This is a genomic window from Paraburkholderia nodosa (genome assembly GCF_001718195.1).
Classification (GTDB): Bacteria; Pseudomonadota; Gammaproteobacteria; order Burkholderiales; family Burkholderiaceae; genus Paraburkholderia; species Paraburkholderia nodosa_A.
Map to the genome: position 1 here is coordinate 74,339 of NZ_MCNV01000020.1, position 20,615 is coordinate 94,953.

The window sequence follows — 20,615 nt, forward strand, 5'->3', positions numbered from 1 at the left end:
GCACCATGCCAAAATTCGCCGCGAACCTCACCATGCTGTTCAACGAAGTGCCCTTCCTCGACCGCTTCGCAGCGGCCGCACAAGCGGGCTTCGACGCCGTGGAGTTCCTGTTCCCGTATCCGTACAAGGCCGCCGACCTGGCCGAGCGTCTCGAGGTCAACGGGCTGAAGCTCGTCCTCCACAACCTGCCCGCCGGCAACTGGGAAGCGGGCGAGCGCGGCATTGCCTGCCTGCCCGAGCGCCGCGGCGAGTTCCAGGAAGGCGTGGGCCGCGCGATCGACTATGCGAAGGCGCTGAAGGTGCCGCAACTGAACTGCCTCGTCGGCATTCCGACGGCAGGCGTCGATCGCGACACGGCGCTCGCCACGATCGTCGAGAACCTGCGCTACGCCGCGGGTGAATTGAAACGCGAAGGCATCCGCCTGCTGGTCGAGCCGTGCAATTCGTACGACATTCCCGGCTTCGCGCTGAACCGCTCGGGCGAAGCGCTCGACGTGATCGAAAAGACCGGCTCGGACAACCTCTTCCTGCAGTACGACATCTATCACATGCAGCGTATGGAAGGCGAACTCGCCGCGACGATCAAGAAGCACTTCGCGAAAATCGCCCACGTCCAGCTCGCCGACAATCCTGGCCGCAACGAACCCGGCACGGGCGAAATCAACTACCCGTTCCTGTTCGATCTGCTCGACTCGCTCGGCTACGAAGGCCACATCGGCTGCGAGTACAAGCCGCGCACGACGACCGTCGAAGGCCTCGGCTGGCTGCGCAGCGCGAAGCAGCGCACCGCCGAACTCGCCTGATCACGTACGCACATTCACGCATTCGCTTTAACGGAGACACAAGATGGCAAAGATTGGCTTTATCGGACTCGGCATCATGGGCGCGCACATGGCGCGCAACCTCATCAAGGGCGGCCACACGCTCGCCGTGAACGGCAAGTATCCGGTGCCCGACGACCTGCGCACGCAAACCGAAGTCGTCGCCGATTCGACGGCTGTCGCGAAGGTGTCGGACATCGTCATCGTGATGGTGCCGGACACGCCTGATGTCGCCAACGTCCTGTTCGCCGACGACGGCGTCGCCAAGGGTCTCTCGGCCGGCAAGCTCGTGATCGACATGAGCTCGATCTCGCCGCTCGAAACGCAACAGTTCGCCAAACAGATCAACGCACTCGGCTGCGACTATCTCGACGCGCCGGTCTCGGGCGGCGAAGTCGGCGCACGCGAAGCCACGCTCACGATCATGGTGGGCGGCCCGCAGAAGTCGTTCGATCTTGCCAAGCCGCTGTTCGAATTGATGGGCAAGAATATTTCGCTCATCGGCGACAACGGCGCGGGCCAGACCTGCAAGGTGGCGAACCAGATCATCGTCGCGCTGAACATCGAGGCCGTGGCCGAAGCGCTGCTGTTCGCAGCACGTTCGGGCGCGGACCCCGAGCGCGTGCGCAAGGCCCTCATGGGCGGCTTCGCTTCGTCGCGCATTCTCGAAGTGCACGGCGAGCGCATGACCAGGCGCACGTTCAATCCGGGCTTCCGCATCGAACTGCACCAGAAGGACCTGAATCTCGCGATCGACGGCGCGCGCAAGCTGGGCATCGCCCTGCCGCATACCGCGAGCGCGCAGCAGCTCTTCAGCGTGTGCGCCGCGAACGGCGGCAAGGCATGGGACCACTCGGCCATGATCCGCGCGCTCGAGATCATGGCGAACTTCGAGATCGCCGAGCCGCAAGCGCAGGTGAAGGTGGCTTGATTTTCAGCGGTAGCAGGTAGCAGCACGGCGGTTCGCGCGACGCAACGAGCGGACCGCCTGTAGAACCGGATTACGCATACCGGCTGGTGCGCAGGCATTCGAGCGTGTGCATCAGCCTCCCGTGGGGCGCTTCGCGGCGGCGGCAACCGTCGCGAGGCAAATCGGTGCCGCTCTGGGCTGAGGGCGGCCAGTGGGGTCCGAAAGCGGCGCCCGGTGACGGCGGGGAAGCCTTGGTCGGTCAGACGTCGTCATCGGGTGTCCGCGTGTCGGATGCCCGTTTTTCTTTGCCTTCTCTCTTCTTTCCCCGGTTTCACACTCTTTGACGCTGCCCCGATGGACGCGTTCGCGACCGCGTTTCCAGAATCGTGCTTTCATCGGGCTGTCATGCCGACGGGTCAATGTGGACCCGACGCGTGACCACCCAGTCATTTCCAGCACGTGAGGAGTGTGATCGATGGGCATTATCAATTTCATCAAGGAAGCAGGCGAAAAACTCTTCGGCACGGCTGCCGCGCCGGCCGCCGCCGCGGAACCCGCTGCCGCACCGGCAGACCCCGCCGCGAATCTCGCCGAGCTGAACCAGAAGGCCGGCGACGCGATCGCGGCCTATATCCGCTCGCAGGGCCTCGACGCCGACAACCTCGGCGTGACCTACGACGGCGTCTCGCACACGGTGACGGTCACCGGCAACGCCGCCGACCAGCCCACCAAGGAGAAGATCCTCGTCGCGGCCGGCAACGTGCAGAACGTCGACAAGGTCGACGACCAGATGACCGTGACCAACCCCGCGCCCGAAGCGCAGCACCACACGGTCGTTGCCGGCGACAACCTCTGGAAGATCGCCGAAAAGTACTATGGCAGCGGCGCGAAGAACGACGCGATCTTCGAGGCGAACACGCCGATGCTCAAGAGCCCGGACAAGATCTATCCGGGTCAGGTGCTCGTGATTCCGCCGCTGCAGTAAGTGCGGCGACACACGAACAGGGCCAGAAACGAAACGGGCCTGGCGGAGCGATCCGCCAGGCCCGTTTTACTTTGTACGCGGCCAGGCTCAGTACGTGTCGAACACGCCCTGCAGCCCCGCCTTGTCGGTCGTGCCAGCCGCCAGCGCGAGCAGCAGCAGCACACGCGCCTTGTACGGGCTAAGCGTGCCCGAAGACACGAAGCCGAGCGTATCGTCCTTGGCCGCGCCGTTGTGCATCACGTGGCCCGAGCCGACGCGCGAGGCGCGCACGACGGCCACGCCCTTGGCGGCCGCTTCGGCCAGCGACTGCTGCAACGCGCCGTGAATCGAGCCGTTGCCCGTGCCGGCCACGACGAACCCATCCACACCGGCGGCAAAGAGTGCTTCGACCGCCGCGCGCGACACGCCCGCGTAGCTCGTCACGATCTCGACCTGCGGCCATTGGACCGGTGCCGTGAACGGCGCATCGACCGTATGCGGGCGCAGCGCGCGGCGCTGGAATTCCACGCGCCCATCCTGCACCCAGCCCAGCGCGCCGATTTCCGGCGACTGGAATGCATCCACCGCATAGGTGCTGATCTTCGCGACGTCGCGTGCGCAATGAATGCGGTTATTGAACGCCACCAGCACGCCCTGTCCCGCCGCCGCCTCGCTCGCCGCGAGCGTGACGGCATTGAGCAGATTGAGCGGGCCGTCGGCGGAAAGCGCCGTGGCGGGCCGCATGGCGGCCGTCAAGATACATGGCTTCGCGCTCTTCACCGTGAGATGCAGCAGGTACGCGGTTTCTTCGAGCGTATCCGTGCCGTGCGTGATCACCACGCCGTCGATCTCGTCGCTGGCGAGCAGTTCGTTCACGCGCTGCGCGAGCGTAGTCCACAGCGCAAGCGACATGTCCTTGCTGTCGATGCTCGCGACCTGCTCGGCATGGATCTGGGCGATGGCGTCGAGGCCCGGCACGGCTGCGAGCAGCTGCGCGACGCCGATCACGCCGGCCTGGTAGCCCGCGGTGTTCGCGGCGTCCGCGGCGGAGCCCGCAATCGTGCCGCCCGTGGCGAGCACGGCAATGCGCGGCAGCGCCCTGGGCGCCGCCGCTGAAGAGGAAGTGGAAGTATTCATGGCGGCGATTTTAAGCGATCCGCCGCCCGCCGAGAAAATCAGCGCGCTTTTCAGGTTGCCTCGCGCAGCTGGCTCGCGATCTGCTGCTCGGTGAGCTGCGGCGCGAACATTTCGATGAGCCGGTACGCGTACTGGCGCAGGAATGCGCCCTTGCGCAGGCCCACTCGCGTCGTGCTCGCATCGAAGAGATGCTCCGTGTCGAGCGCGACGAGTTCGCTGTCGCGCTTCGGGTCGTAGGCCATCGCCGCGACGATGCCCACGCCCATGCCGAGTTCGACGTAGGTCTTGATCACGTCCGCGTCGATGGCGGTCAGCACCACGTCGGGCACCACGCTCGCTTTCGCGAACGCCTGGTCGATGTGCGAGCGGCCCGTGAAGTCCTGGTCGTAGGTGATGACCGGATACTCGGCCACGTCTTCGAGCGTGAGATTTTCGCGGCCCACGAGCGGATGCGACTTCGGCACGACCACCACGTGATGCCACGAGTAGCACGGGAACGTGACGATGTCGGGGAAGCGGTCGAGCGCCTCGGTCGAGATGCCGATGTCGGCCTCGCCGTTGATGATCATCTGCGCGATCTGCTGCGGATTGCCCTGACGCAACGCGAGATGGACTTTCGGAAACACTTCGCGGAACCGGTGCACGACCTTAGGCAGCGCGTAACGCGCCTGCGTGTGCGTCGTCGCGACCACGAGGTGGCCGCTGTCCTGGTCCGCGAACTGGCGCGCCACGCGGCGCAGGTTCTCGGCGTCGAGCAGCATGCGCTCGATCAGCTGATGCACGGCCTTGCCAGGCTCCGTGAGGCCGGTCAAGCGCTTGCCGCGGCGAATGAAAATGTCCACGCCGAGCTCGTCTTCGAGATCCTTGATCTGCTTGGAGACGCCTGATTGCGACGTATACAGCACGTTCGCCACTTCGGTCAGGTTCATGTTCTGCCGTACGGCTTCGCGCACGAAACGCAACTGCTGAAAATTCATGGTCTTCTCTCCGGGACTGCTGACCGATTATTCGTTTTTGTCGATGTGAGCACTGTAACGCTTGCTGCGCCGCTTTTTACAGCGCTCATTGCGCCGGAAATACGCGAAGCCCGCGCGGCACGGCCGTCACGCCCTCGCCGACCGAAAGGCCCAGCGCACGCCACGACTCGCGGTCGAGCTCGGCTTCGAGCGCGCCGCCCGTGCGGCTTTCCAGCTCCACGCGCACCGAGCCGCCCAGCGTCACCACGCGGCGCACGTCGACGACGATGCCGTCGCGATGATCGCTCGCCTGGCGGTGCAGCACGAGGTCGTGCGGCCGCACGTAGGCGAGCGCGGGGCCTTCGAAGCTCGCGTGCACGGAGATCGGCTGCGCCGCGCCCTCGGCGACGAAACCGCGTGCATCGACGCTGCCGCGCAGCCGGTTTGCGGCGCCCAGAAATTCGTACACGAAGGCCGTCTGCGGATGATCATAGACGTCCTGCGGGCTACCGACCTGCTCCACGTGCCCATGATTCATCACGACGATGCGATCGGCCACCTCGAGCGCTTCCTCCTGGTCGTGCGTGACGAAGATCGTCGAGATATGCAGGTCGTCGTGCAGGCGACGCAGCCACGAGCGCAACTCCTTGCGCACCTTGGCGTCGAGCGCGCCGAATGGTTCGTCGAGCAGCAGCACCTTCGGCTCGACGGCGAGCGCGCGCGCAAGCGCGATGCGCTGACGCTGGCCGCCCGACAGCTCGGACGGATAGCGCTGCGCGAGCCAGTCGAGCTGCACGAGCTTGAGCAGTTCATGCACCTTCTCGCGAATCACGGCCTCCGAGGGCCGCTCGCTGCGCGGCTTCACGCGCAGGCCGAACGCCACGTTCTCGAACACCGTCATGTGGCGGAACAGTGCGTAATGCTGGAACACGAAGCCCACCTGGCGCTCGCGCGCGCCCACCTCGCCCACGTCCTGGCCTTGCAGCACGACCTGGCCCGCGTCGGCGTATTCGAGGCCCGCAATGACGCGCAGGAGCGTGGTCTTGCCACAACCGGAAGGTCCGAGCAGCGCAACCAGTTCGCCCGGCGGAAAGACGAGCGAGACGTTGTCGAGGGCGGTGAAGTCGCCGAAGCGCTTGTGCAGATTGCTGACGGTGATGCCCATGTTTACTGCTCCCCTACTTGAATCGGTTGGCGCACGGCGCGAGGCGCTGCGTGTTGTGAAACATGTTGCACGGCCACGGGTTGCGGGCCGGCGTAGGCGGGAATCTCGTCCGCGCCGCGCAGTTCCGCCGAAAGGCGGCGCTCCGCGAGCAGCTTCAGGCCGAGCGTGACGAGCGCGAGCAACGCGAGCAGCGATGCCACGGCGAACGCCGCCGCGAAGTTGTACTCGTTGTAAAGAATCTCGACGTGCAGCGGCATCGTGTCGGTCTGGCCGCGAATATGACCCGACACCACCGACACCGCACCGAACTCGCCCATGGCGCGCGCGTTGCAGAGAATCACGCCGTACAGCAGACCCCAGCGGATATTGGGCAGCGTCACGCGGCGGAACATCTGCCAGCCCGAGGCGCCCAGCACGTGGGCGGCCTCTTCTTCGTCGTTGCCCTGCGCCTGCATCAGCGGAATCAGCTCGCGCGCGACGAACGGGAACGTCACGAAGATGGTGGCGAGCACGATACCCGGCACCGCGAAGATGATCTGCACGTTGCGGTCTTCGAGCCACGGCCCGAGCCAGCCCTGCGCGCCGAACAGCAGCACGTAGATGAGACCTGAAATCACGGGCGAAACTGAAAACGGCAGGTCGATCAGCGTGGTGAGCAGCGCCTTGCCGCGAAACTCGAACTTCGCGATCGCCCACGAGGCCGCGAGGCCGAAGCCCAGATTCAACGGCACCGCGATCGCCGCGGTGATGAGCGTGAGCTTGATCGCGGAGAGCGCGTCGGGATCGACGAGCGACGTGAAGTAGAAGCCGATACCCTTCGACAGCGCCTGCCAGAACACCGCGACGAGCGGCACCACGAGAAACAGCGCGAGAAACGCGAGCGCGATGCCGGTCAGCAGCCAGCGCACCCACGGTGATTCGGTGACCGGGTCCGGCCGGCGCGTACTTCGTTGTTGCGGCAGCGTGCTCATTGCGCGCCTCCCGCGACGGTTGCGCCCACCACGGCACTCGGCGCGCTGCCGGCCGTTACACCCCGGCTCGTGCGGCGCTGCAAATACCACTGCAGCGAGTTGATGAGCAGCAGCATGACGAACGAGACGCAGAGCATCATCACGGCAAGCGCCGTTGCGCCCGCATAGTCGTACTGCTCGAGCTTGGTGATGATGAGCAGCGACGTAATCTCCGACTTCATCGGCACGTTGCCGGCGATGAAGATGACCGAGCCGTACTCGCCCAGCGCACGCGCGAACGCGAGCGCGAAACCCGTGAGAAGCGCCGGCAGCACCGCGGGCAGCACGACACGGCGGAACGTGAGCCAGCGCGAGGCGCCGAGGCACGCAGCGGCCTCTTCCTGTTCGCGCTCGAAGTCCTCGAGCACCGGCTGCACCGTGCGCACGACGAACGGCAAGCCGATGAAGGTCAGCGCCACGAGCACGCCGAGCGGCGTGAAGGCGATCTTCAGACCGAGCGGCTGCAGGAACTGGCCGATCCAGCCATTGCCGGCATACACGGCGGCGAGCGAAATGCCCGCCACGGAAGTCGGGAGCGCGAACGGCAGATCGACGAGCGCATCGATCACCCGTTTGAACGGAAACCTATAGCGCACGAGCACCCACGCGAGCAGGAAGCCGAATACCGCGTTGATCAGCGCCCCGCCGAGCGCGGCGGTGAACGTGAGCCGGTACGACGCGATCACGCGCGGCGACCACACGGCGCGCACGAAGTGGCTCCAGTCGAGTGTCGCCGTCTTGAGAAAGGTGGCGGCAAGCGGAATGAGCACCACGAGGCTCAGATAGGCCACCGTGATGCCAAGCGTCAAACCGAAGCCAGGCAGCGCACTGGGCTTGCGCAATCGAAACGTTGTCATGCTCATCGTCCAGACATGGGTTGCGCGATTCGTGCGTTGCAGATTCGCGCCGAAAAGCGCGCCCGTAGGCGCGCTTCGTTGTTATGCGATCACGTCGTTATGCGGACCGCTTACTGCTTGACCGCCTGCTGCTTGACTGCTCGACAGCTTTACTGCGGCTGATAGATCGAATCGAACACGCCGCCATCCGCGAAATGCGTCTTCTGCGCGTTGGGCCAGCCGCCGAACGTGTCGTCGACCGTGTAGAGCTTGAGCTTCGGAAACTTCGCCGTGAGCGCCGCCGGGACCTTGTCCGAACGCGGACGGTAGAAGTTCTTCGCGGCGATCTCCTGGCCCTCTTCGCTATAGAGGAACTGCAGGTAGGCTTCGGCCTCCTTGCGCGTGCCCTTCTTGTCGACGACCTTGTCCACCACGGCAACCGGCGGCTCAGCCAGAATGCTCACCGAAGGCACCACGATCTCGAACTTGTCCGGGCCGAACTCCTTGAGCGAGAGAAATGCTTCGTTTTCCCATGCGATCAGCACATCGCCGATGCCGCGCTGCACGAAGCTCGTCGTGGCTCCCCGCGCGCCCGAGTCGAGCACGCCCGCGTTCTTGTAGAGCTTCGTGACAAAGTCCTTCGCCGTCTGCTCGTTGCCGCCCGGCTGGTGCAGCGCATACGCCCACGCCGCGAGATAGTTCCAGCGCGCGCCGCCCGAGGTCTTCGGATTCGGCGTGACGATCGAGACACCCGGCTTGGTCAGATCGTCCCAGTCCTTGATGTGCCTGGGGTTGCCCTTGCGCACGAGGAACACGATGGTCGACGTGTATGGCGAGGCGTTGTCGGGCAGGCGCTTTTGCCAGTCCTTCGCGACGATGCCCTTGTTGGCGAGCGCGTCGATGTCCCATGCCAGCGCGAGCGTCGCGACGTCGGCCTGCAGACCGTCGAGCACCGAGCGCGCCTGTGCGCCCGAGCCGCCATGCGACTGTTTGATGGTGAGCGTTTCGCCCGTCTTCGCCTTCCACTGCTTGATGAAGGCTTCGTTGATGTCCTGGTACAGCTCGCGCGTCGGATCGTAGGAGACGTTGAGCAGCGATGTATCCGCGTGAGCGGCCAGCGGCACCATAGCCGCCATCGCCGTGACGCCGACGAGCGGCGCAACGCCGATGACCAGTTTTGCCGCCAGTGTTTTCAGCCAGCCCGCGCGCCCCGTATGTGTCGTGCCCATCTATCTGTTCTCCGTTCTCGTGTGTGCTCGTTTGCGCTCATTGATGAAACCGCAGCTAACGATGGAGGCCAGTCTAGCGATCCCCTTACATTATTAAAAATGATGTTTTCTTATTTTTTAATACGCAAAAGTGGTAAGGACAGAGGAAGTCGCTGTTAGAGCGCGGTTTCATCCGCGCAAACACGGGAAAACGGCCTGATGGCAACGTTCAGTCGATGAACTTCAAGTAACACTTGAAAAGTGGCGAGTACTGTATAAAAATACAGTTACCTGTTCAAACATACAGTGGCGCCATGACCAAACTCACCGCACGACAGCAGCAGGTTTTCGATCTGGTTCGCCGGGCCATCGAGCGCACGGGCTTTCCGCCCACGCGCGCCGAGATCGCGGCGGAACTCGGCTTCAGTTCCGCCAACTCCGCGGAGGAGCATCTGCGTGCGCTGGCGCGCAAGGGCGTGATCGAACTGGCTGCGGGCGCCTCGCGCGGCATCCGCCTCGTGCCGGGGCCCGACGACCTGCCACACCAGTTCACGCTCCCGCACCCGAGCATCATGCAACTCTCGCTGCCGCTCGTCGGCCGCGTCGCTGCGGGTAGCCCGATCCTCGCGCAGGAGCACATCTCGCAGAACTATATGTGCGACCCGGCGCTCTTCTCGAGCCGCCCAGACTACCTGTTGAAGGTGCGCGGCCTTTCCATGCGCGACGCCGGCATCCTCGACGGCGACCTGCTCGCCGTGCAGAAAAAGGCCGAAGCGAAAGACGGCCAGATCATCGTGGCGCGCCTCGGCGACGACGTCACCGTCAAGCGCCTGAAGCGCCGTCCGAACGGGCTCGAGCTGATCGCCGAGAACCCCGATTACGACAATATTTTCGTCGAGGCCGGCAGCGCGGAATTTGCGCTCGAAGGCATCGCGGTCGGGCTGATCCGCCCCACCGAATTCTAAGGAATCCGTCTGAGCGCGGTTTGCACATTGTTTGCGCACCATCTGCGCATACCTGGAGAGAGTCATGGAACGTCTTGCCCGCCTGCTGCCCTTCCGCCAATTCGGCCGCCTTCGCCATCTCCGTGGAATCGCCTCGTGCGCGGTCCGCGATGTCCGCGATTCGGCTGCCGCACTGAGCGGTTCGCTCTTCGAAGACTCGCCTGAGATGGTGGCGGCCAGCGCAGCCGACCTGCCCGTGCTGCCCTCGGCACAGCCGGCGTTTGCGCGCGTGTCGCTCAACAGCACGCTCAACACCGAACAGCCCATGCGCCGCGCGCCCGTGCGCGTCTATCAGGGTCCGTCGCGGCTCATCCTAGTCGGCACGGTCGACGCGGTTTGCCGCGCAATCGACCGCTGCATCGCCGAGCAGCACAGCGACCTGCCCGCGGCACTCGCGAAGTAAGCAGCAACGCTGCCCAAATGTGAGAAGAGGTTACGGGCGGGATCGTTTGGCCCGGTTTGCGGTCAACACCGTGTTTAAACGATTTGCCCTATGCCGATGACGGAATCTCTCTCTACCCCGCGCAAGACCCAAGGCTGGAAAAAGCCCGTTGCGATCACGGTCGCCGTCGCAATGGTCGTTGCCGCGATCGGCTACGCCTATGCGTCGCCCTATATCGCGGTGAAACACATGAAAGCCGCGGCCGACGCGCGTGACGCCGACGCGCTCAACGAATACGTCGATTACCCTGCGCTGCGCCTGAGCCTGAAACAGCAGGTGGGCGAGATGCTGCACCGGCGCGTCGAGGGGCAGCACAGCAGCAATCCGTTGCTGATCCTCGGCGCCGTAATTGGCGCGGCACTGATTAGTCCGCTCGTGGATGCCTACGCCACACCGGAAGGCGTGGCCGCCCTGCTCGATGGCATGCCGCCGACGGGCAAGCCCGGCGACCGGCCACACGCGCCGCCGCCAGCGGAATCCGGCGCGCCATCCGCGCAATCGGCAGAGCCGCCGCAATCGGCACCCGCCTCCGCCGCGCCACCGGCCCCGGCCGTATCCGGCACCCCCGCGCCCGAGGCGCGGCCGGTGACCACGGCGGGCTATCGCGGCCTCAATGAGTTCGCGCTCACGTGGGACCGCGGCAGTACGGGCGAGCACTACGCCGCCATTCTGCAGCGTCACGGGCTCTTCTCGTGGAAGCTCTCGGCGGTCGAGCTAAGCGAAGGAAACGTCTCGAACTGAGATAGATCGGCAGTGGCAGCGCTAACAGGCCGGTTCCAGGCGAGCCGGCCCGCTTGATCCCCTACGCGGCGGCTTGCTGCTGCTTTTCCTCAGCCGCCGACGAACACGCCACGAGAATGCTGCACGAAACGCGGTCGAGCAGCGGCGTGTTGCCGGCGCCCATCCACCAACGCGAGAGCCCTGTGCGGCAGCGGTGGCCCACCACCACGAGGTCGGCATTCAGCTCGTTGGCCAGATTCGCGATTTCGTCGATCGGATGACCGAACGCGAAATGCCCCTGAGCGCGCACGCCGCGCTCAGTTAGCCAGTCCACGCCTTCCTGAAGAATCTCGCGCGCCGTTTCCTCGAAGCGGCCGCAGGCCACGTCGGTCAACAGGCCGGCGCTCTGGGCGATCGTCGAACGCATGTCGACGACCGAGAGCAAGTGCGTCTCGGCCTGCAGATCGAGTGCAAGATCGGCGCCGCAACGCAGTGCCTTGCGGCCTTCGCGCGAGCCGTCGTAACAGAGCAGAATTTTTTTATAGCTCGCCATGATCGCTTCTCCCCGCCCGCGTGATTTGCAGGCTGTGCGATTCTCATGATGGTGCGCCGCAATTCCACACGCAAGGGCTGGAAAACGCCAGGTGTGCATCGAAAAACGCCAGGCGCGTCCCAATCGGCGCATGCATCTTGCACAGTGCTGGATGCTTGCCGCGACATGCATTTACATCGTGCATCGTCAAAACACTTGTGAGCGACGCCCGACCCGCCACGCAGCAATGCACTAAAATGGGCCGCCTCGTTTCGTGCGATTTTTCGTTCGGTACTTCGAGCGACTCGCGCGATGCCCGATCGACTCACGTTCAACCGGTCCATGCCCGCACCCGCCATCGAATTCGAGCAGGTCATCAAACATTATGGAGACAGGACGGTCGTCAACGGCCTGTCGTTCGACGTCGTTCCCGGCGAGTGCTTCGGACTGCTCGGCCCGAACGGCGCGGGAAAAACCACGACACTGCGCATGTTGCTCGGCATCGTTTCGCCCGATGCGGGTCGCATCAGCCTGTGCGGCGAGCCGGTGCCGGCGCGCGCGCGCCACGCCCGCCAGCGCGTGGGGGTGGTGCCGCAGTTCGACAATCTCGACCCCGACTTCACCGTGCGCGAGAACCTGCTGGTGTTCGGCCGCTACTTCGGCTTGTCCGCGCGCGAAACGCGCGAGCTCGTCGCGCCGTTGCTCGAATTCGCGCGCCTCGAAAGCAAGGCCGACGCACGCGTGGGCGAACTCTCAGGCGGCATGCGCCGACGTCTCACACTCGCGCGCGCGCTCGTGAACGACCCGGACGTGCTTGTGATGGACGAGCCCACTACGGGCCTCGATCCACAGGCACGGCATCTGATCTGGGAGCGGCTGCGCTCGCTGCTCGCGCGCGGCAAAACGATTCTCCTCACCACGCATTTCATGGAGGAGGCCGAACGGCTTTGCAATCGGGTCTGCGTGATCGAGGAAGGCCGCAAGATCGCCGAGGGCGCACCCAAGGCGCTGATCGAATCGGAGATCGGCTGCGATGTGATCGAGGTGTACGGACCGGACCCGGTCGCGTTGCGCGATGAACTTGCGGCCGACGCGAAGCGCACCGAGATCAGCGGCGAGACGCTGTTCTGTTATGTCGACGACCCTGCGCCTGTCCATGCGAAGCTGCGCCATCGCTCTGATTTGCGCTATCTGCACCGGCCCGCGAATCTCGAAGACGTGTTCCTGCGGCTCACGGGCCGCGAGATGCAGGATTAACGGCGGCAGGATCAACGCCCCGCGTACGAATCGCCAAGGACACCATGCAGACACGCACCAACAACCCGACGCCCTCGCGCCCCGAACGTGCGAGCGTGCGCGAGCCGCGCGCCGCGCTGCCTTCGAACGCGACGCACTGGATGGCCGTGTGGCGGCGCAACTATCTGGTCTGGCGCAAGCTCGCCCTCGCGTCGATGTTCGGCAATCTCGCCGATCCGATGATCTATCTCTTCGGTCTGGGCTTCGGGCTCGGGCTGATGGTCGGGCACGTCGACGGCGTCTCGTACATCGCGTTTCTCGCGGCAGGCACGGTGTCGTCTTCGGTGATGATGTCGGCGAGCTTCGAGTCGATGTACTCGGGCTTCTCGCGCATGCACGTGCAGCGCACTTGGGAAGCGATCATGCACACGCCGCTCACGCTCGGCGACGTGGTGCTCGGCGAGGTGATGTGGGCCGCGAGCAAGTCGATGCTATCGGGCGTGGCGATCATGGTGGTGGCGGGCCTGCTCGGCTACGCGAGCTTTCCTTCCATGCTGCTCGCGCTGCCCGTGATCGCGCTCGCGGGCCTCGCGTTCGCGAGCTGCGCGATGATCGTCACCGCGCTCGCACCGTCCTACGACTTCTTCATGTTCTATCAGACGCTCGTGCTCACGCCGATGCTGCTGCTCTCCGGCGTGTTCTTTCCGATCGCGCAACTGCCCGCCGCCGCGCAGCACATCACGTTGATGCTACCGCTCGCGCATGCCGTTGCGTTGATCCGCCCCGCCATGCTCGACCGGCCTGTCGAGCAGGCCGGCCTGCACCTGCTCGTACTCGCGATCTACGTAGTGGTGCCCTTCGCGATCGCATCCGTGCTGTTCCGCCGGCGCATGATGCGCTGACACCCCATAGCGCGGCGTTCAGTCCTCGTCGTCGCCCCAGGGAATATCGACGTCCGAAATAAACGCGACCGTCGCGAACGGGCCGCCTTCCTGGCGGCCGACCTTGCCGTCGGCGCGATGCCATTCCACGCGGAACATCGTCGATTGGGTCTGGGCGAGCAAGCGCACCGTGCGGATCTCTTCGGGATCCGACTCCTCCACCGGGCCATCGAGCGAGACCAGCAGCGACTGCGGCCAGAGACCGTCGGCCGGGTCGTAGATGCGATCGCCGTCGGGGATCGAGGTATCCGCCTCGACGCCGATGGTGGCCGAAGCCTCGACGATCATCTTGCCGAGCGCACGAAGCACCGCCGTGGCGCGTGCCGAATTGGCCTGGCGAATGGCGAGATCGCCGCGCGTGAGCGCCTGCTCGAGTTTCGGATTGGTTTTTTGCTTTGCCATGCTGGTTTTCGGGCCGCGGCCCGCTCCGTGGCGGACGGCGAACCGCCCGCGTATTACAAGAATGCCAACGCTGAACGCATGGCGCCTGCCTCGTCCCGGCGTCCCTAGAAGCCTAGCGCCACCGCCGCGAGCCCGGCGGCGATGCCGAAGAACACCACCGTCGTGCCCACGACCGCGAGCATGCGCGGCCGGAACGAGCCCGCCAGCATCGCGAACGACGGCACGCTCACGGGTGGCAGCGTCATCAGCAGCGCGCCCGCTGGACCCACACCCATGCCGAGCGCCAGCATCGCCTGGATGATCGGCACCTCGCCGGCCGTAGGGATCACGAACAGCATGCCGACCACGGCGAACGTGACGATCCACCCAAGGCCGCTCGTGACTTCCGGGCCGATATGCGGGAACAGCCATGCGCGAGCGGCGCCAAGCAACAGCACCAGCACGATGTATTCCGGCACCAGCCGCACGGCCATGCGCGCAAAGATGCGCGCCCAGCGCACGAAGACGTTGCCGCCTTCGGCCTGCTGCTGGGCGAGTTGCGCGAGGCGATCGTCGGCGGCACGCGATTCCTCGGGCGTCACGAGCCGGTTGCAGACCCAGCCGAGGCCGAACACCATCAGCAGGCCCAGCGTGAGACGCAGCGCACTCCACTGCCAGCCGAGCACGAAGCCCATGAACACGAGCGTCGCGGGATTGAGCACGGAGTTGCCGAGCCAGAACGCAATCGCGCCACCAGCCGACGCATTGCGCGCGCGCAGGCCCACGACCACTGGCGCGGCGCAGCAGGTGCACATCATGCCGGGCACGGCGAGCAGGCCGCCCGCCGCGACGCTGCCGAATCCGCGTCGGCCGAGCACGCGCGCGACCCATTGCACGGGCAGGAGCGCCTGCACGCCGGAACCGAGCAGCAGGCCGAGCACCATGGCCTGCCAGATCGCCTTGCCGTAGGCGTAGGCGTAATCGAGCGCGGCGGAGAACGAGGGATCGGGGGCGGTGGCCGCGCCGCCCATCAGGATCGATTTGCCGATGGAGTGCGTCTCCTCGGCGGTAAATGCGCGGTGATAGTACGGGAACCACTTCACGTAGAAGAGGCCGGCCACCGCCAGCAAAATAAAAATGGGCCAGCCGTAAGACGGGGGCGATTGCGCTGGACGTGCGCTCGTCATTGTAAAAATTCTCCGGGATTGAGCGTATGAACGGCCGACGGGGCGCCGTCACGCGAGGCGTGATGGCGCCCCGGCGGCGCATGCTGGATCGTAGTGTATGCCTTGCGAATCGCCAACGCCTTTGCTGCGTTGGCGCCTCACGCGACGCCGCGCGGCCCGGTGAGGGACAGCGCGGTTTGCCGCTTTCCCTTTAAGGGGCCGGATTCGGCTGCTGCTCGTGCAGCGCGTCGATCTGCGCGAGCACTTCGGGGGTGAGCTTGACGTCGGCGCTGGCGATGTTTTCCTTCAACTGCTCGAGCGAGGTCGCGCCGATCAGATTGCTGGTGAGGAACGGCCGGCTGTTGACGAACGCGAGCGCGAACTGCGCAGGCGTGTAGCCATGGGCGCGGGCGAGTTCCACGTAACGCGTCGTTGCGGCCACCGATTCCGGCTTGCTGTAGCGCTTGAAGCGCTCGAACCGCGTGATGCGCGCGCCTTCGGGACGCGCCCCGCCCTCGTACTTGCCCGAAAGCCAGCCGAACGCGAGCGGCGAATACGCGAGCAGGCCCACGGCTTCGCGGTGCGCGAATTCGGACAGGCCGCTCTCGAACGTCCGGTTGAGCAGGCTGTACGGATTCTGGATGCTGACGATGCGCGGCAGCCCGAGCTTTTCGGCCGCACGCAGGAACTGCGCGACGCCCCACGGCGTTTCGTTCGACACGCCGATATGGCGGATCTTGCCCGCCTTCACGAAATCGGCGAGCACGCTGAGCGTTTCCTCGATCGGCACCGTGTATGCATCGTCGAGATACGGGTACATGCTGCGGCCGAACGTCATCGTGCTGCGATCGGGCCAGTGCAGCTGATACAGGTCGACGTAATCGGTCTGCAGGCGCTTCAGGCTGCCGTCGAGCGCTTCGGTCAGGTTCTTGCGGTCGAACTGGTTCTGCGGCCCGCGAATGTGCTGCGGATTGTGCGGCTGGCGCGCCGGGCCAGCAATCTTGGTGGCGAGCACGATACGCTCGCGCGCCGCGCGATGCTGCGCGAGCCACGTTCCGATGAAGCGCTCGGTCTGTCCCTGTGTCTCCGGGCGCGGCGGCACGGGGTACATTTCAGCGGCATCGATCAGCGTGACGCCCTGGTCGAGCGCGTAGTCGATCTGCGCATGCGCCTCGCGCTCCGTGTTCTGCTCGCCCCACGTCATCGTGCCGAGCCCGATCAGGCTCACCTTGACGTCGGTCTCGCCGAGTGTGCGGTATTCCATGGAAACGTTGTCCATCAGTTCGGTTGGGGAGCGCCGAAACTACCACGACGCGGGAAATTTTTCAGGAGTTGCAGAATACGACCGCATGCTTCCGCAAGTGGCGCAATGCGCCGCGGCGGTCGCGGCGCCGCTCGGCGACAGACGTGCCAGAATCCGCACGTGCGCCTACCAGGAGAAATCGGCATGGAAAACCGACGCAGCTACGAATATATGGGTTTCGACATGACAGCCGGCGTGGACGGCGATCACGAAGCCGGTTTTTTCGTCTCGACGCAGATCATCCAGAGCCTCACGGACGCCGAAAACGCCAACGTGCCGGTCGACGGCATCGCCGCTGGCCGCTTTCCGACCCAGGACAACGCCTTCGACGCGGCCTTCGATCGCATTCGCGAGGCGATCGACAAGCGCCTGCGCGCCGCTTCCTGAGCGGCGCACGGGAAAGAAACAGAACGGGCGCAGAAAAGCAAAAAGCCGGACGTCGCAACGACATCCGGCTTTCAGGCCGCCCGACTCGCGGGCGGCTCAGCAACGAATCGGAAACTTCGGCGCGACTTACTGGCCGAAGAAAACCGATTGCGGGCCCGTGGCCTTTGCATGGCTGCCCGACTGCGAAGCCGAGCCGGCGACACCGCCGTAAGCCGTTTGGGCGCCTTGTTCCTGGACGCGTTCGGCGGCCACGGTCTGGACGCTCTGGCCACGCTGCGAAGCGGGCGCGCCGACGTCCGGGCGATAGAACGGTGCCGGGCCGTAGCCGCTGGCGAACGCCGGAGCGGCAACAGAAGCGGTAGCTGCGACCAGCAGCGCTGCGATGAGTTTGGTCTTCATGGTGGACTCCAATATCAGGTTCAGTTGCGGATCGGGAAGGCGCCGCGCCTGGGAGGTCAGTGCCCACGAGCTGCGTCAACGAAACTCAGTGTATACACCTACTATCGGAAAATAATCGCGATAATCCGAATTTACTATTCTCCGTTCCACAACAATCCTGTCAGGCAGATCTGACGGGGCTGAGCGCCTAACAGACCCTAAAAGTGCTCCCAAAAAAATTTGCGCGACGCAGCAAATTGCACGCGGATTACATAACGCGGATAGGGTTTTTCGGCCGAAAATGGTCATCGGGCGCACTTCCTGCTTAGGTATCCGGCAAATTGGCGCAGTGCGCAAAGGGTACGAAGAGCCAGGCCCGCATGCGTTAAAATGCAAGGTTGATCCACGTCAGCCGTTACTCCCCGGTTTCCCATCGCCATGTCCGCCACCCGTCAAGCCAGCCCCCGCCGCGTTTCTGTCGCGCCGATGATGGACTGGACCGATCGCCACTGCCGTTCGCTGCATCGCTTCATCTCCCGGCACACGTGGCTGTATACGGAGATGGTGACGACGGGCGCCCTCATCCACGGCGACGTGCCGCGCCATCTCGCGTTCACGCCGGCCGAGGCGCCGGTCGCGCTTCAGCTGGGCGGCAGCGAACCCGACGACCTCGCGCGCGCCGCGAAGCTCGGAGAACAGTGGGGCTACGACGAGATCAACCTGAACTGCGGCTGCCCGTCCGAGCGCGTGCAGCGCGGCGCGTTCGGCGCATGCCTGATGAACGAACCGCAACTGGTGGCGGACTGCGTGAAGGCGATGCGCGATGTCGTATCCGTACCCGTGACGGTCAAGCACCGCATCGGCGTGGATACGGTCGAGGACTATGCGTTCGTGCGCGACTTCGTCGGCACGATTGCCGAAGCGGGCTGTGAGGTTTTCATCGTGCACGCGCGCAACGCGATCCTGAAGGGCTTGAGCCCGAAGGAAAACCGCGAGATCCCGCCGCTCAAGTACGACTACGCATACCAGCTCAAGCGCGACTTCCCGCAGCTCGAAATCATCATCAACGGCGGCATCAAGACGCTCGACGAAGTCGAGCAGCATCTACGGCACGTCGATGGCGTGATGCTCGGCCGCGAGGCGTACCACAACCCCTACGTGCTCGCCGACGTCGATGCGCGCTTCTATGGCTCGACCGATGCTGCGCTTACGCGCGAGGAAGTGGAAGCGAAGCTCATCGAGTACTGCGCGAGCGAAATCGCACGCGGCACTTACCTGGGCGCGATCGTGCGCCATGCGCTGGGCCTCTACCGCGGCGTGGCCGGCGCGCGCGGCTGGCGCCGCATCCTCTCGGACAGCCGCAAGCTCGCGAAGGCAGATCTCGCGATCTTCGACGAGGCCCGCGAATATCTGCGCGTTCCGGACGAAATTCTTGAATAAAGGGCTAGGCAAGGCAACTTTAGTATGTATATAATCTTGCTTCTTGATTGACGCCGCTTTCGAAGCAGCGCTAGTTGAGAAAACAGCGGTGGCTGTAGCTCAGTTGGTAGAGTCCAGGATTGTGATTCCTGTCGTCGTGGGTTCGAGTCCCATCAGCCACCCCAAAGAATTCAAGCACTTAGCCCAGTTCGATGAACTGGGCTTTTTGCTTTCTGGAATCCGTTTAAGCGCCGGTGTAAGCAATTCAAGTCGAAGCGGCGCGAGCGGTTGGTCGCGAAAGCGATCCCGCATGCGACGCTGCAATCTTTTGAGTGCGCGCGTAGCTGGCCTGGGTCGTCAGCCTGAGCCCGGCATGAAACACCTTCGAACCGTCGCCTAAGTAATGCCGTTTGCCCGCTCTTTCGCAGCAACGAATTGGCGATGGGTAGCGACCTCGCGCGCGATCAGGGCGCGTATCAAATCGTCGTTTGGGTTTTCGAGGATCAGCGGCGGCAGATCACGCGCCAATCCTTCGCGTGCCGCAACCCAAGCCTCGTAGGCAGTTGTGAGCTCGTCAACTTTGTCCAAAGTCTGCCCCCGACGACTGGCAATGATTCTCCCGAACCATTGCACCGATTTCGCTTGCTGCGCGCTCGCATGGGCGCGAGCGGGAGCAAGTTAATCACACATTTGCGTCGGAAACGACCAAGGATTTTCGAGGCAGCGTTCAGTACATTCGTGCGCTGCCGGATCCCTGCCAGACAACAGCAGAGAGATGGCCAAGTACGACGACGAGATCAATCAAATCAATACGCAGCGCAGTGATTGCGTAACCTGACACGCAGCATTAGTCGAGGTCAATCATTTGCAAAGCTTGCAGCTTCCCGATTGCTGTTGCCTCTTCGTAGGTACCGCGATGCATCAAACGACCACTAGACAACGGGACACTGCCAGCCCAGACAGTATCGTCCATTGCGATGGCCCACCGCGGACCGAATTCTCCGTTGCCAACATCAAACGGCGTGAAATCGACGATGTATCCCTTGTAGCGAATGACGTGATTGTTCATTGGCTCTCCTCCCGGTTGCAATCTAACACCGGCGCCGAGGGTGAATTTTTAGAGATCGTTAAGTGAATGTGGACGCGCCACGGAAATCGTTAACGGCCGCTGTGGCAGCAACCTTTAGCGACTTGGGGCAATCCCCCATCACATAGCGGCAGGGAAATGACTGCCTATTACACCGAGATCGACAAGCGAAGCGCGCGGGAGCGTCATAGCAGCAGCCGGCGAACGAGCCGCTCTCGCGCCTTCCGATGCGACGAGAGCGCCGAGTGAAACAGGTTTGCCTAGCCCATCAAGATTTCATCGACCATCGCGCGCCCCCAAGCGAACCCGGCGCTTTCGGCATCGTCCCGAGTCCTGTGGCTCGTCTTCAGGTCTTCACTCGAAGCGATCTCGCGTTCTGGGCCCCTGCTTACTTTCGCGCGCCATACCCACATTTCATTGGGGCACTCAAGGGTTTCCGAATGGAGGTCGTAACCACGGTAGTCGGTAAAACGCACGTTCCAGCCCATCGGCAGTCTCCTTTCAAATTGAAAGGAAATAGTAGCATGGCCGACGTCGCAGTTATGCATGTAACAGGTAATCGCCCCCCAATAGCTGGGAACCCACGCACTCAAGGCAAGTAGCGAATAGAGC

General features: G+C 64.2%; 24 protein-coding genes and 1 tRNA gene. 11 read left to right on the top strand and 14 right to left on the bottom strand.

The genetic code is table 11. From position 1 onward, the window contains the following. Window positions 1-5 precede the first annotated feature (5 nt). The 3 genes from hyi (at window position 6) to lysM (ending at window position 2,716) form a co-directional block, all read left to right on the top strand. Window positions 6-803 (top strand): hydroxypyruvate isomerase, encoded by a 798-nt coding sequence (hyi, locus tag BFD71_RS27835; protein ID WP_069267542.1) that lies wholly within the window; start codon window positions 6-8, stop codon window positions 801-803. Window positions 804-846: 43 nt separating this feature from the next. Beyond that, window positions 847-1,752, top strand: a complete 906-nt coding sequence (locus BFD71_RS27840; RefSeq protein WP_069267543.1) for a 2-hydroxy-3-oxopropionate reductase — start codon at window positions 847-849, stop codon at window positions 1,750-1,752. 454 nt (window positions 1,753-2,206) lie between these two features. Then, a complete protein-coding gene (lysM, locus tag BFD71_RS27845) occupies window positions 2,207-2,716 on the top strand; it encodes a peptidoglycan-binding protein LysM (protein WP_069267544.1) in 510 nt (169 codons plus the stop codon). Window positions 2,717-2,803: 87 nt separating this feature from the next. Here the strand turns inward: lysM and BFD71_RS27850 are convergent, their stop codons facing one another. The 6 genes from BFD71_RS27850 to BFD71_RS27875 all read right to left on the bottom strand — a co-directional run bounded on the left by BFD71_RS27850 (window position 2,804) and on the right by BFD71_RS27875 (window position 9,028). After that, on the bottom strand, window positions 2,804-3,832 hold the full coding sequence (locus BFD71_RS27850; RefSeq protein ID WP_069267545.1) for an asparaginase: 1,029 nt from the start codon (window positions 3,830-3,832) through the stop codon (window positions 2,804-2,806). A gap of 50 nt (window positions 3,833-3,882) precedes the next feature. Next, window positions 3,883-4,809 (bottom strand): CysB family HTH-type transcriptional regulator, encoded by a 927-nt coding sequence (locus BFD71_RS27855; RefSeq protein ID WP_069267546.1) that lies wholly within the window; start codon window positions 4,807-4,809, stop codon window positions 3,883-3,885. A gap of 85 nt (window positions 4,810-4,894) precedes the next feature. Further along, window positions 4,895-5,953, bottom strand: coding sequence for a sulfate/molybdate ABC transporter ATP-binding protein (locus BFD71_RS27860; protein WP_069267547.1), 1,059 nt, complete (start codon window positions 5,951-5,953; stop codon window positions 4,895-4,897). Window positions 5,954-5,955: 2 nt separating this feature from the next. After that, window positions 5,956-6,924 carry a sulfate ABC transporter permease subunit CysW gene (gene cysW, locus BFD71_RS27865; protein ID WP_069267548.1) on the bottom strand — a complete coding sequence of 323 codons (969 nt, stop codon included), beginning with the start codon at window positions 6,922-6,924 and terminating at the stop codon, window positions 5,956-5,958. Further along, complete coding sequence (gene cysT / locus BFD71_RS27870; protein WP_069267609.1) at window positions 6,921-7,820, bottom strand: sulfate ABC transporter permease subunit CysT; 900 nt, start codon at window positions 7,818-7,820, stop codon at window positions 6,921-6,923. The genes cysW and cysT overlap by 4 nt, the downstream gene beginning before the upstream one ends. A 149-nt stretch (window positions 7,821-7,969) precedes the next feature. Further along, window positions 7,970-9,028, bottom strand: coding sequence for a sulfate ABC transporter substrate-binding protein (locus BFD71_RS27875; protein ID WP_069267549.1), 1,059 nt, complete (start codon window positions 9,026-9,028; stop codon window positions 7,970-7,972). A gap of 293 nt (window positions 9,029-9,321) precedes the next feature. On the opposite strand from BFD71_RS27875, the gene lexA reads away from it, so the two are divergent. The 3 genes from lexA to BFD71_RS27890 all read left to right on the top strand — a co-directional run bounded on the left by lexA (window position 9,322) and on the right by BFD71_RS27890 (window position 11,194). Then, window positions 9,322-9,972, top strand: a complete 651-nt coding sequence (gene lexA, locus BFD71_RS27880) for a transcriptional repressor LexA (protein ID WP_042268621.1) — start codon at window positions 9,322-9,324, stop codon at window positions 9,970-9,972. A gap of 64 nt (window positions 9,973-10,036) precedes the next feature. Continuing rightward, window positions 10,037-10,414 (top strand): hypothetical protein, encoded by a 378-nt coding sequence (locus BFD71_RS27885; protein WP_069267550.1) that lies wholly within the window; start codon window positions 10,037-10,039, stop codon window positions 10,412-10,414. A 96-nt stretch (window positions 10,415-10,510) separates the two neighbouring features. After that, window positions 10,511-11,194: a DUF2939 domain-containing protein gene (locus BFD71_RS27890; RefSeq protein ID WP_069267610.1), complete on the top strand. Its 684-nt coding sequence runs from the start codon at window positions 10,511-10,513 to the stop codon at window positions 11,192-11,194. Window positions 11,195-11,255: 61 nt separating this feature from the next. Here the strand turns inward: BFD71_RS27890 and BFD71_RS27895 are convergent, their stop codons facing one another. After that, complete coding sequence (locus tag BFD71_RS27895) at window positions 11,256-11,726, bottom strand: universal stress protein (protein WP_069267551.1); 471 nt, start codon at window positions 11,724-11,726, stop codon at window positions 11,256-11,258. Between the two features lie 321 nt (window positions 11,727-12,047). Between BFD71_RS27895 and nodI the strand changes: the two genes are divergently transcribed. Further along, entirely contained in the window at window positions 12,048-12,962 is a 915-nt protein-coding gene (gene nodI / locus BFD71_RS27900) for a nodulation factor ABC transporter ATP-binding protein NodI (protein WP_069267611.1), read from the top strand. Between the two features lie 44 nt (window positions 12,963-13,006). After that, a complete protein-coding gene (locus BFD71_RS27905) occupies window positions 13,007-13,843 on the top strand; it encodes an ABC transporter permease (RefSeq protein WP_069267552.1) in 837 nt (278 codons plus the stop codon). Between the two features lie 18 nt (window positions 13,844-13,861). Here BFD71_RS27905 and BFD71_RS27910 read toward each other — a convergent pair whose 3' ends face one another. The 3 genes from BFD71_RS27910 to BFD71_RS27920 form a co-directional block, all read right to left on the bottom strand. Then, window positions 13,862-14,284, bottom strand: coding sequence for a hypothetical protein (locus BFD71_RS27910; protein WP_042268617.1), 423 nt, complete (start codon window positions 14,282-14,284; stop codon window positions 13,862-13,864). Between the two features lie 104 nt (window positions 14,285-14,388). After that, window positions 14,389-15,450, bottom strand: a complete 1,062-nt coding sequence (locus BFD71_RS27915) for a permease (RefSeq protein ID WP_069267553.1) — start codon at window positions 15,448-15,450, stop codon at window positions 14,389-14,391. Between the two features lie 190 nt (window positions 15,451-15,640). Continuing rightward, entirely contained in the window at window positions 15,641-16,693 is a 1,053-nt protein-coding gene (locus tag BFD71_RS27920) for an NADP(H)-dependent aldo-keto reductase (RefSeq protein ID WP_069267612.1), read from the bottom strand. 183 nt (window positions 16,694-16,876) lie between these two features. Between BFD71_RS27920 and BFD71_RS27925 the strand changes: the two genes are divergently transcribed. Then, entirely contained in the window at window positions 16,877-17,119 is a 243-nt protein-coding gene (locus tag BFD71_RS27925; protein ID WP_069267554.1) for a hypothetical protein, read from the top strand. Window positions 17,120-17,245: 126 nt separating this feature from the next. Here BFD71_RS27925 and BFD71_RS27930 read toward each other — a convergent pair whose 3' ends face one another. Next, a complete protein-coding gene (locus BFD71_RS27930) occupies window positions 17,246-17,518 on the bottom strand; it encodes a hypothetical protein (protein WP_028204875.1) in 273 nt (90 codons plus the stop codon). A 417-nt stretch (window positions 17,519-17,935) separates the two neighbouring features. Here BFD71_RS27930 and dusA point away from each other — a divergent pair, with 417 nt between their 5' ends. Both dusA and BFD71_RS27940 read left to right on the top strand, forming a co-directional pair. After that, window positions 17,936-18,937, top strand: coding sequence for a tRNA dihydrouridine(20/20a) synthase DusA (gene dusA / locus BFD71_RS27935; RefSeq protein WP_069267555.1), 1,002 nt, complete (start codon window positions 17,936-17,938; stop codon window positions 18,935-18,937). An 88-nt stretch (window positions 18,938-19,025) separates the two neighbouring features. After that, window positions 19,026-19,101 (top strand) — tRNA-His (locus BFD71_RS27940). Window positions 19,102-19,312: 211 nt separating this feature from the next. Here BFD71_RS27940 and BFD71_RS27945 read toward each other — a convergent pair. From BFD71_RS27945 to BFD71_RS27955, 3 genes are all read right to left on the bottom strand, one after another. Continuing rightward, window positions 19,313-19,504 carry a hypothetical protein gene (locus BFD71_RS27945; protein ID WP_141710819.1) on the bottom strand — a complete coding sequence of 64 codons (192 nt, stop codon included), beginning with the start codon at window positions 19,502-19,504 and terminating at the stop codon, window positions 19,313-19,315. A gap of 259 nt (window positions 19,505-19,763) precedes the next feature. After that, window positions 19,764-19,985, bottom strand: a complete 222-nt coding sequence (locus tag BFD71_RS27950; RefSeq protein ID WP_069267557.1) for a hypothetical protein — start codon at window positions 19,983-19,985, stop codon at window positions 19,764-19,766. Between the two features lie 278 nt (window positions 19,986-20,263). Continuing rightward, complete coding sequence (locus tag BFD71_RS27955; protein ID WP_069267558.1) at window positions 20,264-20,491, bottom strand: hypothetical protein; 228 nt, start codon at window positions 20,489-20,491, stop codon at window positions 20,264-20,266. Window positions 20,492-20,615: the final 124 nt, after the last annotated feature.